Annotated in this window: 15 protein-coding genes; 11 read left to right on the top strand and 4 right to left on the bottom strand. The window is 43.6% G+C overall.

What is annotated here, in order from left to right:
* Positions 1 to 2: 2 nt before the first annotated feature.
* From rpoD to DW938_RS00770, 3 genes are read left to right on the top strand one after another with little or no spacing between them, the layout of a single operon-like run.
* Positions 3 to 1,103 carry an RNA polymerase sigma factor RpoD gene (rpoD, locus tag DW938_RS00780; protein WP_118123595.1) on the top strand — a complete coding sequence of 367 codons (1,101 nt, stop codon included), beginning with the start codon at positions 3 to 5 and terminating at the stop codon, positions 1,101 to 1,103.
* Between the two features lie 16 nt (positions 1,104 to 1,119).
* Positions 1,120 to 1,578 carry an Rrf2 family transcriptional regulator gene (locus tag DW938_RS00775; RefSeq protein ID WP_022288277.1) on the top strand — a complete coding sequence of 153 codons (459 nt, stop codon included), beginning with the start codon at positions 1,120 to 1,122 and terminating at the stop codon, positions 1,576 to 1,578.
* Entirely contained in the window at positions 1,550 to 2,413 is an 864-nt protein-coding gene (locus tag DW938_RS00770) for a GH25 family lysozyme (protein WP_118123594.1), read from the top strand. Before DW938_RS00775 ends, DW938_RS00770 begins: the two co-directional genes overlap by 29 nt.
* A gap of 113 nt (positions 2,414 to 2,526) precedes the next feature.
* On the opposite strand, the gene DW938_RS00765 is transcribed toward DW938_RS00770, so the two are convergent.
* Complete coding sequence (locus tag DW938_RS00765) at positions 2,527 to 2,775, bottom strand: AbrB/MazE/SpoVT family DNA-binding domain-containing protein (protein WP_022288275.1); 249 nt, start codon at positions 2,773 to 2,775, stop codon at positions 2,527 to 2,529.
* Between the two features lie 254 nt (positions 2,776 to 3,029).
* Between DW938_RS00765 and DW938_RS00760 the strand changes: the two genes are divergently transcribed.
* The 8 genes from DW938_RS00760 (at position 3,030) to DW938_RS00725 (ending at position 12,290) form a co-directional block, all read left to right on the top strand.
* Complete coding sequence (locus DW938_RS00760) at positions 3,030 to 3,554, top strand: nucleoside recognition domain-containing protein (RefSeq protein ID WP_117863266.1); 525 nt, start codon at positions 3,030 to 3,032, stop codon at positions 3,552 to 3,554.
* Positions 3,541 to 4,059: a nucleoside recognition domain-containing protein gene (locus DW938_RS00755; protein WP_117876476.1), complete on the top strand. Its 519-nt coding sequence runs from the start codon at positions 3,541 to 3,543 to the stop codon at positions 4,057 to 4,059. Before DW938_RS00760 ends, DW938_RS00755 begins: the two co-directional genes overlap by 14 nt.
* Before the next feature lie 67 nt (positions 4,060 to 4,126).
* A complete protein-coding gene (gene hcp, locus DW938_RS00750) occupies positions 4,127 to 5,689 on the top strand; it encodes a hydroxylamine reductase (protein ID WP_118123593.1) in 1,563 nt (520 codons plus the stop codon).
* A 283-nt stretch (positions 5,690 to 5,972) separates the two neighbouring features.
* Positions 5,973 to 7,442 (top strand): DUF2130 domain-containing protein, encoded by a 1,470-nt coding sequence (locus DW938_RS00745; protein ID WP_118123592.1) that lies wholly within the window; start codon positions 5,973 to 5,975, stop codon positions 7,440 to 7,442.
* Between the two features lie 29 nt (positions 7,443 to 7,471).
* Positions 7,472 to 8,332: a YitT family protein gene (locus DW938_RS00740; protein WP_117863264.1), complete on the top strand. Its 861-nt coding sequence runs from the start codon at positions 7,472 to 7,474 to the stop codon at positions 8,330 to 8,332.
* Between the two features lie 164 nt (positions 8,333 to 8,496).
* On the top strand, positions 8,497 to 9,378 hold the full coding sequence (gene cdaA, locus DW938_RS00735) for a diadenylate cyclase CdaA (RefSeq protein ID WP_117876473.1): 882 nt from the start codon (positions 8,497 to 8,499) through the stop codon (positions 9,376 to 9,378).
* A complete protein-coding gene (locus DW938_RS00730; protein WP_046440777.1) occupies positions 9,366 to 10,637 on the top strand; it encodes a CdaR family protein in 1,272 nt (423 codons plus the stop codon). The genes cdaA and DW938_RS00730 overlap by 13 nt, the downstream gene beginning before the upstream one ends.
* Positions 10,638 to 10,697: 60 nt before the next feature.
* Positions 10,698 to 12,290, top strand: a complete 1,593-nt coding sequence (locus tag DW938_RS00725) for an FAD-dependent protein (protein WP_118123591.1) — start codon at positions 10,698 to 10,700, stop codon at positions 12,288 to 12,290.
* A 157-nt stretch (positions 12,291 to 12,447) separates the two neighbouring features.
* Here the strand turns inward: DW938_RS00725 and DW938_RS00720 are convergent, their stop codons facing one another.
* The 3 genes from DW938_RS00720 to cysS all read right to left on the bottom strand — a co-directional run bounded on the left by DW938_RS00720 (position 12,448) and on the right by cysS (position 16,660).
* The gene (locus tag DW938_RS00720) at positions 12,448 to 13,884 is read right to left on the bottom strand and encodes a hypothetical protein (protein ID WP_118123590.1); all 1,437 of its coding nucleotides are present in this window, start codon (positions 13,882 to 13,884) and stop codon (positions 12,448 to 12,450) included.
* A 467-nt stretch (positions 13,885 to 14,351) separates the two neighbouring features.
* Positions 14,352 to 15,233, bottom strand: a complete 882-nt coding sequence (locus DW938_RS00715) for a peptidylprolyl isomerase (RefSeq protein WP_118123589.1) — start codon at positions 15,231 to 15,233, stop codon at positions 14,352 to 14,354.
* Between the two features lie 11 nt (positions 15,234 to 15,244).
* The gene (gene cysS / locus DW938_RS00710; protein WP_118123588.1) at positions 15,245 to 16,660 is read right to left on the bottom strand and encodes a cysteine--tRNA ligase; all 1,416 of its coding nucleotides are present in this window, start codon (positions 16,658 to 16,660) and stop codon (positions 15,245 to 15,247) included.
* Positions 16,661 to 16,677 lie beyond the last annotated feature (17 nt).

The following is a 16,677-nucleotide window of genomic DNA, read 5'->3' as shown; positions in this document are numbered from 1 at the left end:
AAATGACAGACAAGAAACAGATACTTGATAACCTTATGGAACACGGCAAAACTACAGGCAAGCTCACTACAAAAGAGATAACTGACGCTCTTGAAAAGCTCGACTATGACGTTGAGCAAATGGACAGCTTCTATGATAGCTGTGCCGCAAATAACATTGAGATAATTGATGATATCATCACCGACGACAGCCTTGACATGGTAAACCCGGAAGACGATCTGGATCAGGACGGCGTTGATATTTCCCTTTCAACTGACGGGATCGCTATCGACGACCCGGTTAAGATCTACCTTAAGGAAATAGGCAGAGTGCCGCTTCTTACCTCAGAGGAGGAGATACAGCTTGCAGAAAAGATGTCTAGCGGCAATGAAAAGGACGCTAAAAAAGCAAGAAAAAGACTTGCAGAAGCAAACCTCAGACTTGTTGTTTCTATCGCAAAGAAATATGTGGGCAGAGGAATGAGCTTCCTTGACCTTATTCAGGAAGGCAACATGGGTCTTATCAAAGCCGTTGAAAAATTCGACTATACAAAGGGCTTCAAATTCTCCACATATGCCACATGGTGGATAAGACAGGCTATAACAAGAGCGATCGCCGATCAGGCAAGAACTATCAGAATACCTGTACACATGGTAGAAACTATCACAAAGGTAAAGAAAGTATCCTCACAGCTTCTCCACAAGAACGGTCATGATCCGTCACCTGAGGAAATAGCAAAAGAACTTGATATGAGCGTTGAAAGAGTAAGAGAGATAATGCGTATCGCTCAGGACCCTGTTTCTCTTGAAACACCTATCGGTGAGGAGGAGGACTCACATCTTGGCGACTTTATCCCTGATGATGACGCTCCGGCTCCGGCAGAAGCCGCTTCACTTGTGCTTCTTAAAGAGCAGATAAATCAGGTGCTTTCCACTCTTACAGATAGAGAAGAGAAGGTGCTCAGACTGCGTTTCGGTCTTGAGGACGGACGTTCAAGAACTCTTGAAGAAGTAGGTCAGCAGTTCAACGTTACCCGTGAGAGAATACGTCAGATAGAGGCAAAGGCTCTCAGAAAGCTCCGTCACCCTAACAGGAGCAACAAGGTAAGAGATTATCTTGACTAAGTTTCGGAGGAAATAAATGTTTATAACACTTGAGGCGGATTACGCAGTAAGAATAGTATCCGTTCTATGCCGCGAAAAAGACAAAATGGACGCAAAGACCATTTCCAATGACGCCTGCGTTACACTTCGATTTGCGCTGAAGATACTGAGAAAGCTTGTTGCGGCTGATATAGTGAAGTCATATAAAGGCACGCAGGGGGGCTATATCATAAATAAAGACCCTGCACAGCTTACCTTGAAAGACGTTCTTGAAGCCATAGAGGGTACATATTATTTTTCAAGATGTCTTTCCCCAGACTGCACCTGCAACAGAGGTGCAGACGGTATCTGCTGTTATCAGAAGGCTTTTAACGAGATATCTGAAATGGTAAGGAACAAGCTTGACACATATACATTTGCGGAGCTTATCGCAAATTCTGAGGAATTTAACCGAGAGGATACTGCTAATGAAACGCAGCAAGAAATTCAAGCTTGACAAGGAAGCTATAAACAAAATAGACAGCGAGTATGACAATCGTGACCTTTCAAACTACACAAATTACGAGGTCTACGAGGAAGAAAAGCCGCGTCACAGATTTCTGAAAAAGCTCGTAAAACGGCTGATAATACTGTGTGCAGTTGTGCTTGTGATAAACCTTGCGGTGCTTTTGTATACTGGCAGACTGTGGTTCAATGAGCCGAAAAAGCGTGACTATCCAATAAGAGGACCTGTTGTAACAGAGTCAATGGGCGAGATACGCTGGAAGAGTTTTGCTAAGCAGAATATCCAGACCGCCTATATAAGAGCCACCAAAGGCACTACCTTTGAGGACGGTGCGTTCCGTGACAACTGGAACGGCTCAAAGGACACTGATATATCAGTTGGAGCATATCATGTGCTTGAGCTTGATACTGACGGCACTGAGCAGGCAGAGCATTTCATAAATGCTGTGGGCGAGGATCTAAGCGGCAGGCTTATCCCTGCAGTGGAGGTAAGACTGAGAGGACTTTACAGACTTTTGCCCCCTGACTATTACGAAGCCGCAGATAACCTTGCAGACTTCTGCGACAGGATAGAAAAGCAATACGGCGTAAGACCTGTCATATACTGCACAGAACGGACGTACAAAAACATCGTTGCTTCAGACAGCAGATTTAACAAGGACAAGATATGGTATGAGAGCCTGTTTTCAAAGCCTGACGAGGATATGGATTGGACGTTTTGGACTTATACCAACCGTGTAAAATTCTCATTCTATGAAAGCGGCGAATATCTCCACATGACGGTATTTAATGGCAGCGAAGATGATTTCAAAAAGCTTATAATATAAAAAAGCGTGTATGTTTTTTTGCATACACGCTTTTTCTATCACATAAAATAAAAACAGGACAAACACTTTCATGTCCGTCCTGTCTGTTTCATAATATTACTACAAATATGTAATTACTTAGCTTCACCCTTGAGCTCTGCCATACAAGCTGCACAAATTGTCTTGCCCTTGTATTCAACGCACTCTTCACCGCTTCCGCAGAAGATACAAGTTCTCTGGAACTTCTTCAGAATGATCTTGTCATCATCTGTATAGATCTCGATAGCGTCCTTAACAGCAAGGTCGTAGGTTCTTCTGAGCTCGATAGGAAGAACTATTCTTCCAAGCTCGTCAACTTTTCTTACAATTCCTGTAGATTTCATAAAATCAATCCCCTTTAAATTAATTTGAAACACAAAAATAGTATTTCATTTAACATAAATCTTATGATAAACATATTATAACAAACATAATTACATTTGTCAAGCGTTATCACCAAAATTTCACACTTATTGTCAAAGTTTTTTATATATTAACTTGATATGAATACTAACTGAAAGGAGTGTTAATTATATTAAGCGTAATAATTGTGATATTGTCCCTATCCGCCTTGTTATGCGGTTTTCTTAAAGGCGACATGACAGCAGTATCAGTGGCTTCTCTTGAAGGCTGTAACAAAGCGGTGGAGCTTGTCATATACTTGAGTGGCTCGATGTGTCTTTGGGGCGGACTTATGAAGATATGTGAAAAGGCTGGCATAACAGCGGTCATTGCCCGTATGCTATCCCCTGTCACAAGGCTACTATTCAGAGATGCCGCACACTGCCCCGAGGTCATGAATGCCGTGACAATGAACCTGACCGCAAACCTTTTAGGATTAGGCAATGCCGCCACACCCTCAGGCATAGCCACAGTGAAAGCCATGCAGAAGCTTCCGCCTGCGGCACGAAAGAAGTGCATTTCTATGCTTGTGGTGCTTAACACGGCTTCCATTCAGCTTATCCCCTCCACCATTGCGGCAATGCGCCTTGAACACGGTGCAGTATCCCCCTTTGACGTAACGCCTGCTATCATTTTCTCCTCCCTTATCTCCGTGACCGCAGGCTGTCTTATGGTCTATGCCCTCAACCTCAGAAAGGACGAACGCCATGAATTTCGGTGACCTTTTCGTGCCTGCGCTTATGGTTTTTATACTTTGCTATGGGCTTGTGAAAAAGGTGGATATAGTGAATGTGTTCTGCGAGGGTGCGACTGAAAACCTCAAAATCGCCGTGGGGCTGATACCAATGCTCATTCTGCTTATGACAGCAGTGGGAATGTTCACATCATCAGGTGCGGCTGATATTATAGCAAAACTGCTCCGACCTGTGACCACTTTTCTAGGCTTTCCGGAAGAGTGCATACCCCTTGCCATAGTCAGACCCATTTCAGGGAGCGGCGCACTCGCCTGCCTTGAAACCATTCTTTCAAGCGTTTCCCCTGACAGCTACAGCGGACGTGTGGCAAGCGTTTTAATGGGGTCAACGGAAACGACATTCTACACCATAGCAGTATATTTTTCAGCCATAAAGCAAAAAGCTTATCCCTCGGTATTTGCGGCGGCGTGCCTTTCAGACCTTATGGGATTTGTATTCTCTGCACTTGCAGTTAGGCTGTTTTTCTCATAAAACGCAGGAATAAATTTCACATATCGGTACATAATAGACCTATCACAAATATACGGAGGTCTTACCAATGAAAGATATGTTTTGTTTCCAGTGTCAGCAGACTGCACACAACACAGGCTGTGACGGAAAAGTAGGCGTATGCGGCAAAAAAGCCGACACAGCATTTTATCAGGACGAGCTTATCGGTGCACTTATCGCCCTTGCAAACGCAGCAGAAAATGGCTCGTCAACTGAAAAAACAGATATGCTCATACTCAAAGGGCTTTTTACGACTATCACGAACGTGAACTTCAATAATGTCACCATAAAACAGCTCACAGAGGAGATACACATTGAGCGAAACCGCATCAACTCTCAGAAGTTTGATGACTACGACATGAAAAAACTGTGGAACGATCATGAGGATATCCGCTCGCTGAAATCACTTATCCTCTTCGGAATAAAGGGTATGGCGGCGTATGCTTATCACGCACAGGCACTTGGCAAAACTGACAGCGAGGTGACAAGCTTTTTCTACAAGGCTCTGCGTGCCATAGGCAGTGAGAACGACCCTGAAAAGCTGTTGGGGCTGGTGCTTGAAACAGGCAATGTGAACCTGAAATGTATGGCACTTCTCGATGCCGCAAACACTGACGCATATGGCGACCCTGTCCCTACAGAAGTTCCACTAACCATTGAAAAAGGACCTTTTATCGTCGTGAGCGGTCATGACCTGCACGATATGAAACTTCTCCTTGAGCAGACCAAAGATAAAGGAGTGAATATCTACACTCATAGTGAAATGCTCCCTGCCCATGGTTATCCAAAGCTCAAAGCCTATCCGCAGCTAAAGGGCAATTTCGGCACAGGCTGGCAAAATCAGCAGTCGGAATTTCACAATATCCCTGCACCGATACTTTTCACAACAAACTGCATAATGCCTGTCCGTCAAAGCTACTGCGACAGAGTTTTCACCACCTCTATCGTGTCATATCCTGAGCTTGTGCACATTGGCGACGACAAGGATTTTACGCCTGTTATAGAAAAAGCCATTGAGTGCGGCGGCTATGACGAGGACAGAGAAATGACAGGCATGAACGGCGGTCACACAGTAACAACAGGCTTTGCACACAACGCAGTGCTGTCAAATGCCGAAAAGATAATAAGCCTTGTGAAAGAGGGCAGGATAAAGCACTTCTTCCTCATAGGCGGCTGTGACGGTGCGTCACCGAGCAGAAGTTACTATTCAGACTTCGCAAGGCTCACACCGCCTGACAGCCTTATCCTCACTCTTGCCTGCGGAAAATACCGCATAAACGATATGGATCTTGGCACTATCGATGGCATACCAAGGATACTTGACTGCGGACAGTGCAATGACGCATACTCAGCAATAAAGATAGCCCTTGCACTTGCCGAGGCGTTCGACTGCGGAGTGAACGATCTGCCGCTGACGCTTGTGCTTTCATGGTATGAGCAAAAGGCAGTGTGCATACTTCTCACCCTGCTTTCATTGGGCATAAAGAACATCTACCTCGGACCGACCCTCCCTGCATTCGTTTCAAAGGGAGTGCTTGACGTTTTGGTGGATAAGTTCCAGCTTACACCTATCAGCACCCCTGAAGAAGATATAAAGAAAATACTCGGCTAAATTTTCGCAGGAGCGTGATTTTTACGTTCCTGCTGAGAGTGCTGAAAAAAACAAGCAAGCGGGACGTCGAGGGCGCCGTCCCCTACAAATGACGTAGCTATTTTATGTAGGGGCGACCTTTGGTCGCTCGCTAACTATCGGGCTTTTCAACAAATTGGCAGGAACGTGATTTTTACGTTCCTGCCAATTTGTCGTAAAAAAAATCTTCTTCATTTCTTGTATAGGAGAATAAAATATGATATAATCATATTAAAGAAAAAACAAAAAATCGGAGGTACATAAAATGTCTGAAATAAAATGTCCCCACTGCGGAGAAGTATTCAAAGTTGATGAACAGGGCTATGCGGCTATCGTGGCACAGGTAAAAACTGCGGAATTTGATAAAGAGCTTGACAAGCGTGTGGCTGATGAAAAAGACAAGGCTTTAAAGCTTGCTAAGCTTGATTTTGACAGCAAGTATACAAAGGCTGTCAATGATAAGGATATGGAGATACAAAAGCTCAAGGCGGCTGCGGCTAACGGTGAGAGTGAAAAGACACTTGCAGTCACAAAGGCTCAGGAGAGCACAAGAGCCGAATATGAAAAAACGCTTGAACAGCTAAAGGAGCAGATAAGTCAAAACGAAAAGCTTATCGCACAGCTTACCGCTCAGACCAAATCCATGACCACAGAAAAAGAACTTGCCATATCAATGGCTGTGGAGAAAGCAAGATCGCAATTCAACAGCGAAAAGGATAAGCTCAGGCAGGAGATATCCCAGCGTGATATGCAGATACAGCAGCTCAATTCTGAGCATACTCTGCAAATGCAAAAGTCAGAAAATGAATATAAAGCGGAGATAACACGTCTTGAAACGGATATCAAAAATAAGGATACTGAAAAGGCTTTGGAGCTTACCACTGCACTTTCAAAAGTGGAAAGTGAGAAAAATTCCACTATTGCAGAGCTTAATGCACAGATAAAAAGCAAGGACGAAGCTATCGCATACTACAAAGACCTAAAAAGCCGTCTGTCTACAAAAATGGTGGGCGAGAGCCTTGAACAGCACTGCATGAACGAGTTCAACAAGATAAGAGCTACCGCTTTCAGAAACGCTTATTTTGACAAGGATAACGACGCAAGCTCAGGAAGCAAGGGCGACTTTATCTACCGTGAATGTGATGAAAACGGTGTGGAGATAATATCCATAATGTTTGAAATGAAAAACGAGCAGGACACCACCTCCACCAAGAAAAAGAACGAGCATTTCTTCAAAGAGCTTGACAAGGACAGACATCAGAAAAATTGCGAATACGCTGTACTTGTTTCACTTTTGGAAAGCGACAGCGAGCTTTATAACGCAGGCATCACAGATGTTTCATATGCTTATGATAAAATGTATGTAGTCAGACCTCAGTGCTTTATACCGATAATCACCATACTGAGAAATGCCGCCATGAATACCCTTTCCTATAAGGAAGAGCTTGAAAAGGTGCGCAACGAGAATATCGACATCACAATGTTTGAGCAAAACATCAACACTTTCAAGGAGGGCTTTGCCCGAAACTATGAACTTGCAAGCAGACGTTTTGGCGAAGCTATCACAGAAATAGACAAGTCTATAGCACATCTCACAAAGATAAAAGAAAATCTTATTTCATCAGAAAACAATCTGCGCCTTGCAAACAAAAAGGCTGACGCTCTCACTATCAAGAGCCTTACCAAAAATAACCCTACCATGCAGAAAAAATTTGCCGAGCTTAAAGGAGAATAATTGCTGAATATGAAAGGAGTGGCAAAGCCATGAAAAAAGATATCAGAAAAGACATTTTCACAATTATCGCCGTGACTGTCGCCGCCTTTCTCATGGCGCTAAACACAAAGACCTTTGTAAACACAGGCGGTCTTTACCCAGGCGGAATGACAGGAATGTCCATACTCATACAGCGTGCAGTGAAACAGCTTGCAGGCATAATGCTTCCGTTCAGCATCATAAACATAACTCTGAACATAATCCCCGTGTATATCGGTTTCAGATTTATCGGCAAAAAGTTCACGGCTTTTTCCTGCGTGATGATACTGCTCAACAGCTTTTTCACCGACCTTATCCCAAACCACATAATCACCCAGGACGTGCTTCTCATAAGCATCTTCGGAGGAATGATAAACGGCGTTGCCATTAGCCTCTGCCTTAATCGTGGTGCAACATCAGGTGGAACGGACTTTATATCCATTTATCTTTCAGAAAAAAGCAATATGGACACATTCAATGTTATACTTGGCTTTAATGCGGTCATATTGTGCGTTGCAGGCTTTATGTTCGGCTGGGACAAAGCACTGTATTCTATCATCTTTCAATATGCTTCAACAACCGTTTTGCATATGCTCTACAAAAAATTCCAGCAAAGCACCTTGCTTATCGTAACAAACAAACCCAAAGAGATAGCAGACGCTATTTATGCAGTGAGCCAGCATGGTGCGACCATACTCGACGGTGAAGGATCCTATGAACACTGCGAAAGACAGATCGTCTATTCAGTAGTATCAGCGGCACAGACCAAAAAGGTCATACACGCTGTAAAAGAAGCCGATCCGAAAGCCTTCATAAACGAAGTAAAAACACAAAAACTCTCAGGAAGATTTTATCTTCCAAAAGAGAGCTGATATAGAAGCGGACTGAAAAAAGGTCCGCTTTTTATTAAAAAAAATCTTGTTCAACCCTTGTACTTTGCGAAAAAATATGATATACTATTAATATATATAAAATCATCTGTATTTGTTTTGTTTTTTTCATTACATTTACAGAAATTATCGAAAGGGTGTGAACTATGCTTGACAGTATCGCTTATGTTATAAACGCTATTTGGGGCGTTTTTACATCAATAGGTCTTAATGACATTGTCGATATTGCTATTCTCTCCTTTCTGATATTCCACGGCATAAAGCTTATTCGCGAAACAAGGGCGCAGCAGCTCACAAAAGGTATCCTTATACTCATAGGCTGCTACCTGCTTGCAGTATTCTTTAATTTGCAAACTATCAGATTTTTGCTGAAGATCTGCTTCCAGTGGGGCTTCCTTGCTCTTATCATAATGTTTCAGCCTGAACTCAGACGTGTTCTTGAAAAGGTTGGACGAACAAGTCTGGGTGGCTTTAATTTCTTTAGCTCAAGTGACTCTGACGACAACACCGAACATTGGAAAAAAGCTATTGACGCTATATGTGATTCTGCCGCAAGTCTTTCTTCCACCAAAACAGGTGCGCTTATAATCTGTGAGAGAAAGACAAAGCTTGGGGAACAGATAGCTACAGGAACGATACTCAACTGCATACCATCAACAGCGATATTCGGAAACATATTCTTTCCGAATACACCGCTCCATGATGGTGCTGTAATAATCAGAGACGGAATAATACTTGCGGCAGGCTGTTTCTTGCCAAGACCGCAGAAAGACGAACTTATAAACAAACAACTCGGTTCAAGACACCGTGCAGCTATCGGAATGAGCGAAAACTCTGACGCAATAGTCGTCGTGGTATCTGAGGAAACAGGCAACATCTCAGTTGCCGAAAACGGAGAGCTTACCAGAGGATATTCAAAGGACTCTCTGAAAAGACTTCTGGACAATCGTCTTTTGCCTGAAAAGGACGCTAATTCCATTAGAGAAAATTCTTTTGCAGGAAGGGTGATTTCAAAATGGAAAAAGTAAAAAAGGCTAAAAAGGAAAATCGCCATGGTGCAGACTTTGGTCTGAGAATACTTTCCATAATCATTGCTGTAATAATATGGTTCGCCCTTTCTATCACTCAGTATCCTACAATAAACAAGACTATAACAAACGTTCCTGTTGTGTTCTCGCTTGACGGAACGCAGGCAAAAGAAAAAGGACTTTCCGCACTCAACTATAAGGATATCTCCGTAGACGTTGAGATAAAGGGCATGAACTATGAGATAGGCAGCTATACTGCCGCAGATCTTGTGGCAACTGTCAATCTTGATGACGTAACAAAAGAGGGTACCTACGACCTTGACATTGATGTCAAGTCATCACATTCCACCGACAAGGTAACTGTAGTTTCTGTCAACCCTGACACTGTTTCTGTGGAGTTTGACAGACTTACCACAAAGACTATCCCACTCACCGCAGAAGCCCCGCTCATAAGCGCTGAGGAGGGCTATATCCTTAAAGAAACTACCACATCACCAAGCGAGATAACAGTTGAAGGTCCGAAAAATGACCTTGACAACATAAGCAAAGCGGTGGCACAGATCTCAAAATCAAAGAAAATATCCGAGGACACGACTATCAACACACAGGATATCGTATTCTATGACGATGACGACAACGTTGTTGATCCATCTAAAATAGAAGTCAAGGATACAAAGTCTGTTGACGTGAATTTTGTTATCTACAAGAAAAAGACAGCAAAGCTAAAGGTAGATATCTCTAATTGTACGGATAATTTTGATGTCAGCTCACTGCCACTGAAGCTTTCCGAGGAAGAGATATCTGTGGTATCGCCAAATCTTGACGACTCAGATACAGAAACGCTCACTATCGGCTCCATAAAACTTTCAGAGATAAACCTTGCAAAAGTGTTCAGCTTCAAGATCCCTCTCAACTCAGGTGAGATCAATATGAATGGCGATGAAAACGTTCGTGTATCCTTTGACTCAGAGGGATACACCTCGAAGGAGTTCACCATAACATCAGACCATATCATCGCAACGGGCAAGCCGTCAGGCAAGTCCACTGAGATAGAAACAAAAAAGCTCACAAACGTCAAGGTCTACGGTCCTGAAGATGTGATAAACAATCTTAAAGACAGCGACTTATACGCTGAGGTCAATCTCAGCGACATAATTGACTCTGGTTCTTATGCTCGAGAGGCTATAATCTATTCACCGACCTACAACAACGTTTGGGGTTTCGGCAAAAACGAGATACAGATAGTTGTTTCAGACTAATAAAAATTTATCGGGACGATCTATTCGTCCCGATTTTTCGGTAAAAACGCAGGAGGATATATGCCAATAATAGTAAATCAAATAAGTTCCCCACTTAACGCAACAGAGCAGGAAGTTATCTCCACCGCTCTGAAAAAGCTAGGCAGTGCCTCAAAGCACACCATAGACTGCGAGATACACAAAAGTTCTCTTGATGCACGAAAGCGCAACGACATTCACTTTGTCCACTCAGTTTTCGTGACACTTGACAGTGCCGACCTTGAAAAGAAGCTTTGTGAGAAGAACACTTTCCTAACCTATGTTGAACGCAGTGTTTACAAGCCTGTCATATCCACAGAAAAAGCAGAGGGCAAAGTTGTCATTGCAGGTTTTGGCCCGGCAGGAATGTTCGCAGGACTTGCCCTTGCCGAGCAGGGTTATAGACCGATTATTTTAGAGCGTGGCAGCTCAATGGAAAAACGTACTGCATCGGTACAGAAATTCTGGCTTACAGGCGAGCTTGACACCAATTGCAACGTGCAATTCGGTGAAGGTGGTGCAGGCACATTTTCTGACGGCAAGCTCACCACACGAATAAAAGACCCTCTTTGCAGATATGTTCTTGAACGCTTCGTGGATTTCGGTGCGCCGAAAGAGATTCTCACAAAAGCTAAACCGCATATAGGCACTGACAATCTGCGAAATATCGTCACGGCTATCCGAAAAAGGATAATAGAGCTTGGGGGCGAGGTAAGATTTGACACTGCCCTCACTGATATGGCTATCGCTAACGGCAAAGTGCAGAATATATCAGCAGGTGACAAAAACGAAAAAGTGTCTGCCCTTATACTTGCTATCGGTCATTCCGCAAGGGATACTTTTGAGCTTTTGCAGTGCAAAAACATCTTCCTAGAGCCTAAGCCGTTCTCTGTTGGCGCAAGAATAGAACATAAGCAGGCGGCTGTTGACGAAAGCTTATACGGTGACCATGCAGGCAATCCACTGCTTCCAAAGGGTGAATATCAGCTTTCATGGCGTGATAAAAACGGCAGATGTGTTTACACTTTTTGTATGTGTCCAGGCGGTACAGTTGTGCCGTCAGCTTCCGAAAGCGGAGGCACTGTCACAAATGGCATGAGCGAGTTTGCCCGTGACGGTGAAAACGCAAACGCTGCAGTTGTCGTGGCTGTTACCCCTGACGACTTTGGTCACGGAGCGCTTGACGGAGTGGCTTTCGCACGGTCTATAGAGCAAAAAGCTTATACTCTCACAGGCTCATATAAAGGCGCAGGCACGACAGTTGGCGGATTTCTTGATGGCAAGCCTGAAATAGCAGGCACAGTTTCACCCACCTACGCACTTGGCTGTAAGGCGACAGAGCTTCGTGATGTATTTCCTAAATTCGTGACTGATATGCTGGAGGGCGGCTTGCAGAATTTCTCACGAAAAATGAAATGCTTCGGCGATAAAGGTGCAATGCTCACCGCACCTGAAACCCGTACAAGCTCCCCTGTTCGCATTACACGAAACGCAGATATGGTATCTCTCTCAGTGGAAAATCTCTATCCCTGTGGCGAGGGTGCAGGCTATGCAGGAGGCATAATGTCCGCTGCCGTTGACGGTCTTAAAGCCGCAATGCAGATAATGTCAAGACAAGCACCATGCGATAAATAACAATATAAAAATCGTTTGTTGTACAAAAATTCGTACAGCAAACGATTTTCTATTGTAGGGGCGAACACTGTTCGCCCGTTTACCTACACTCGTTTATATAAGCCGAAATATCACACAAAAAGGGACGGAAAAACCGTCCCTTAAATTATGTCTGAAATTAAAGCTCAACTGGCTCAAATCTGATACGGATATTAGGAAGCTTCTTGATCTCTGTGTAGCTGTTCATAAGTCCGTCCTCAATAGACAGATCATTCTCACCGCTTGCAGGAGGAGCAAAAAGTCTGAGAGTCAGATCAGCCTCACCCTCCAGCGGCTTCTCAAAAAAAGCTGCCATAAGGTCGATCGTCTTTGCCTCAGGTGACTTATAGAACCACTTGCCGTTTATCTCCATCATGATGTTTGAATCATCATCAAATGTAACCTCGCAGAAGTGTGGATTCTTTTCAAAGTGGAGAGGGATCTCAAGACCCTCAGCGTCCTCAGAACCGCCCCAACGAAGCGTGCATGGCAGTGTAACCTCGTCGCCTCTTGTCATTGCAGGCTTGAAGAAATCATCGTGGATAATTTCCTTATATGTCTTCATAACAGGCTGCTCGATGCCGCAGTCAGCATAGTTAGGGTCCTGAATCTCAAGACCAAGACGTCCTCTGTCTCTGAACTGATAGAATGTGAAGCCTGAGAACCAGTCCTCGCCATCAGCCTTGAGCATATCGCAGAATTCCTTTACCATTGCTGCCTGATCGTATGGACCTGTAACGTCGCCGTCAGCGTTGAACTCGCTCATTACCATTGGCTTTGTAACGCCGCCGTTTATCTCCTTGAATCTCTCAAAAGAACGCTTTGTCATATTGTATATGTCCTTGACCTTGCTTCTGCTGTGGCTTGTGCCGCCTCTTTCAGCAACGTCATAAGGCCAACCCCAGTGAAGAGCCATGTACTTGTCAACAGACCAGATGTCTGTCTCCTTGACAGCCTGTGAAAACTCTGCTTCCTTTTCGATCTCTTTCTTGTTAAGATCTTCAATGCCACCGATACAAAGAATAGTAGAAACGTTTGGTGCATATTCCTTAAGTATCTTATTGAAACGGCAGTAGAAATCAGCAACTTCCTGATAAGTGCATCTCTTGTTGAATGAGAACCAGTTGCCTGTAGCTTCATGGTTTATTCTAAGAAGAAGTCTGCCGAAAGGTCTAAGGTCATTAGCGATAGCGATAAGCTGTTCGTCTGAAACGTGTGGGTCAACTGTGAGTGTGAGTGTAACGTCCTGTCCATGACGTCTTACATCTCTCATGAAGGTAAAAGGCTCGCCCTCTGTGTTGCCCTCAAGACCGCCCTTGTATGTGAAATAATCATCATATGGATAATCCCATGCAAAAGAAACATCTTCGTCTTTCATTACCTCAGAAATTCTTCCAGGGAACTCCTTATCCAGCGGATAGTAGCAGTACATAAGGCTTATGCTTCTGTGTGGTCTGCCCATTTTGTTGAGAATGTAATCCTGATTTACATACTCTCCACGCTCAGAGCCATCGCCCAAATCAACAGCACATTTTGCCTTACCCATATGCAATGAGTAGATCTTGTATTCGCTCATAAATTTTCCTCCTATTTTAAAGACAGGACTTTCCTGCCTATTCTGTTACTAAAAAAATTCGTTAATATCGTCCAACACCCTTGCAAGCTCAACTCTCGGCTCAACGCACATAAAATCCAGACACTGCCGAATTTTTTTCACACATGGACTTGGTTTTAAGTTTACCACAATAAGCTCATAAAGTCAAGAACTGTGGCTCGGCTAACGTTATTAATGTAATTTACAATATAAGAGTCATGTCTAATATAATAAAATTTATGTTTCATATTCTTATATTAAGTATAAAATCTTCTGATTTTAAGCCTTGGTTCATACGAAATCAATGTTAAAATCTTTATGTTCTAAAGAGTAGTATAGCAGAGCTTAATACAAATTTATAGTGAAATAAACAAATAAATAATGAATTTTCAGTGAATATAAAAAAGCGAACAGGCATCCACCCATTCGCTTTAATTGATATGATTAATTTACATCTCCGAGCTTGTGTCTGCACTGTCGACCGCACTCTCAGAAACCTCAGAACTATCCGCACTGCCTGCAAAAGCATTGCTGTTTTTATTCTCTCCGTAGGTAGACATATACACCTTTGTGAATTGTATGTCCTCCCTAGGCTTCAGCGTCTCAGAGTCAGCCACATCAGCACCGCATATCTCGTCATAAATATCCAAGCCATCATATACCTGACCGAAAACAGTATACTGCTGAGAGAAATTCAGCACACCGCCATATTTCTCAAAAGCATCGGTAATATCCTCAGGGATATTGTTGCTGTCTGCAAGCTTGCTGTCAAGCTCCGCCTGCTCCTCTTCAGTGAGATCATAATTGTCAACAAACAAAAGATAGCTGTTTGAAACCTTCTTCTTGCTGAACAAGTGACCTTGCTCCTGCGTGTATGCACAAAGCGCACCTTTTAAAGGCCACAGGTTTTTTGAATACTCCGCCTCGATAGTGGTAGTGTCAGTGTCAGAAGTTGTCTGACCGTCAGCCTGCTTTGTTCCGCCTATAAAATACACACCGTCCTGCACCATGCTCACATAAGTGCCGTCATAATAGCCCTTTTCCACAAGTCCAGTGAAAAACTTGCAATAGTTCGGTGCTTCATCAGGGAAAAGCACAGCCTTGAAAGTTCCCTTGTTTGTTTCAAAAACCACCACAGGGCTGTCATCGGCAGGTTCGTCCATCTGTATCACCTTTGCATCAGTATAGTCTATATCGTTCTTGCTGCTGCCAGTGCAGGCGTAAAAGAGAACAAAGATTATAACAAAGCAAATTGCTATAAGTGAAAACTGAAAATACGTCTGAAACTGTTTTCTGCGGTATGGACCCAGATCCTGTTTATTTTTGCTCATTTAACGCTCCTTTACTTTTTCTTTATCTTTGTGCCATGTCTTGTTTCCTCAACGATATAGCCAAGCTCGCCTATCTTATCTCTCAGCTCGTCAGCCTTAGCAAAGTCCTTTGCCTTTCTTGCAGCCTTACGCTCCTCAACAAGCACCTTGACCTCCTCAGGGATATCCTCTTCATCGTCAGCACTGAGCTTCTTTGCAGCTTCTATCAGACCAAGTGAAAGCACCTTGTCAAAATCTTCGATAAGGGCAAGCTTTGTTTCATTGTTAGTGTCAGCTTTAAGAACGTCATACAGAACAGTGATAGCATTTGAAGTGTTTATATCGTCATCAAGTGCCGCCTTGAAGCTGCCCTTGAACTTCTCAAAATCCTCAAGCTCCACCACCTCGTCAGGCTTCTTGTCAGCCATAAGCTGTGCTATCCTTGCGGTCAGCTTGTTGTATGCTGTCTTTGCATTGTCAAGGTTTTCGTATGTGAAAACAAGTGACTTTCTGTAGTGTGACTGCAAGCAGAAAAATCTGTATACCAGTGGGTCATAGCCCTTTGACTCCAGCAGTGAAACAGTAAGGAACTCGCCCTTAGACTTTGACATCTTTCCGCTGTTTGTGTTAAGGTGCAGGATATGGAACCAGTAGTTGCACCACTTGTGACCAAGATAAGCCTCAGACTGTGCTATCTCGTTTGTGTGGTGTGGGAAAGCGTTGTCGATACCGCCGCAGTGAATGTCAAGTCTTTCGCCAAGGTGCTTCATAGAGATACATGAACACTCGATATGCCAGCCAGGGTAACCCACGCCCCAAGGTGAATCCCATTTAAGCTCCTGATCATCGAACTTAGACTTTGTGAACCACAGTACAAAGTCAGCCTTGTTGCGCTTGTTTGTGTCCTCCTCAACGCCCTCACGAACGCCGACCTCAAGATCTTCCTCATTAAAGTTGTGGAAAACATAATACTCTTTCAGCTTTGAAGTATCAAAATAGATATTTCCACCTGCCTCATAAGCATAGCCCTTGTCCATAAGAGCAGATATCACCTTGATAAAATCACCAATACAGCCAGTTGCAGGCTCAACAACGTCAGGCCTTTTGATATTTAGCTTCTTGCAGTCCTCAAAGAAAGCGTCAGTGTAGAATTTTGCGATCTCCATAACAGTCTTATGCTCACGCTTTGCGCCCTTGAGCATTTTATCATCGCCTGTATCGCCGTCAGAAGTAAGATGACCAACGTCAGTGATGTTCATCACTCTCTTTACGTCATAACCGTCATAGCGGAGATACTTTTCCAAAACGTCCTCCATTATATAGCTTCTCAGATTGCCGATATGGGCATAGTGATAAACTGTAGGACCGCAGGTATACATTGACACCTTGCCCGGCTCGTTTGGTACAAATTTTTCGATCTTGTGAGTAAGCGTGTTATAAATGTTCATTTATTTTTACCTCTTTC

This window comes from Ruminococcus sp. AM43-6, from assembly GCF_003461785.1.
Taxonomy (GTDB): domain Bacteria; phylum Bacillota; class Clostridia; order Oscillospirales; family Ruminococcaceae; genus Hominimerdicola; species Hominimerdicola aceti.
The sequence above is the reverse complement of the archived record's forward strand: the minus strand, read 5'-3'. Positions and strand labels throughout refer to the sequence as shown.

Bases quoted from the DNA above. Each gene is read 5' to 3' on its own strand.
- rpoD (WP_118123595.1), top strand. From the start codon at position 3: ATGACAGACAAGAAACAGATACTTGATAACCTTATGGAACACGGCAAA.
- DW938_RS00775 (WP_022288277.1), top strand. From the start codon at position 1,120: ATGTTTATAACACTTGAGGCGGATTACGCAGTAAGAATAGTATCCGTT.
- DW938_RS00770 (WP_118123594.1), top strand. From the start codon at position 1,550: ATGAAACGCAGCAAGAAATTCAAGCTTGACAAGGAAGCTATAAACAAA.
- DW938_RS00765 (WP_022288275.1), bottom strand. From the start codon at position 2,775: ATGAAATCTACAGGAATTGTAAGAAAAGTTGACGAGCTTGGAAGAATA.
- DW938_RS00760 (WP_117863266.1), top strand. From the start codon at position 3,030: ATGACAGCAGTATCAGTGGCTTCTCTTGAAGGCTGTAACAAAGCGGTG.
- DW938_RS00755 (WP_117876476.1), top strand. From the start codon at position 3,541: ATGAATTTCGGTGACCTTTTCGTGCCTGCGCTTATGGTTTTTATACTT.
- hcp (WP_118123593.1), top strand. From the start codon at position 4,127: ATGAAAGATATGTTTTGTTTCCAGTGTCAGCAGACTGCACACAACACA.
- DW938_RS00745 (WP_118123592.1), top strand. From the start codon at position 5,973: ATGTCTGAAATAAAATGTCCCCACTGCGGAGAAGTATTCAAAGTTGAT.
- DW938_RS00740 (WP_117863264.1), top strand. From the start codon at position 7,472: ATGAAAAAAGATATCAGAAAAGACATTTTCACAATTATCGCCGTGACT.
- cdaA (WP_117876473.1), top strand. From the start codon at position 8,497: ATGCTTGACAGTATCGCTTATGTTATAAACGCTATTTGGGGCGTTTTT.
- DW938_RS00730 (WP_046440777.1), top strand. From the start codon at position 9,366: ATGGAAAAAGTAAAAAAGGCTAAAAAGGAAAATCGCCATGGTGCAGAC.
- DW938_RS00725 (WP_118123591.1), top strand. From the start codon at position 10,698: ATGCCAATAATAGTAAATCAAATAAGTTCCCCACTTAACGCAACAGAG.
- DW938_RS00720 (WP_118123590.1), bottom strand. From the start codon at position 13,884: ATGAGCGAATACAAGATCTACTCATTGCATATGGGTAAGGCAAAATGT.
- DW938_RS00715 (WP_118123589.1), bottom strand. From the start codon at position 15,233: ATGAGCAAAAATAAACAGGATCTGGGTCCATACCGCAGAAAACAGTTT.
- cysS (WP_118123588.1), bottom strand. From the start codon at position 16,660: ATGAACATTTATAACACGCTTACTCACAAGATCGAAAAATTTGTACCA.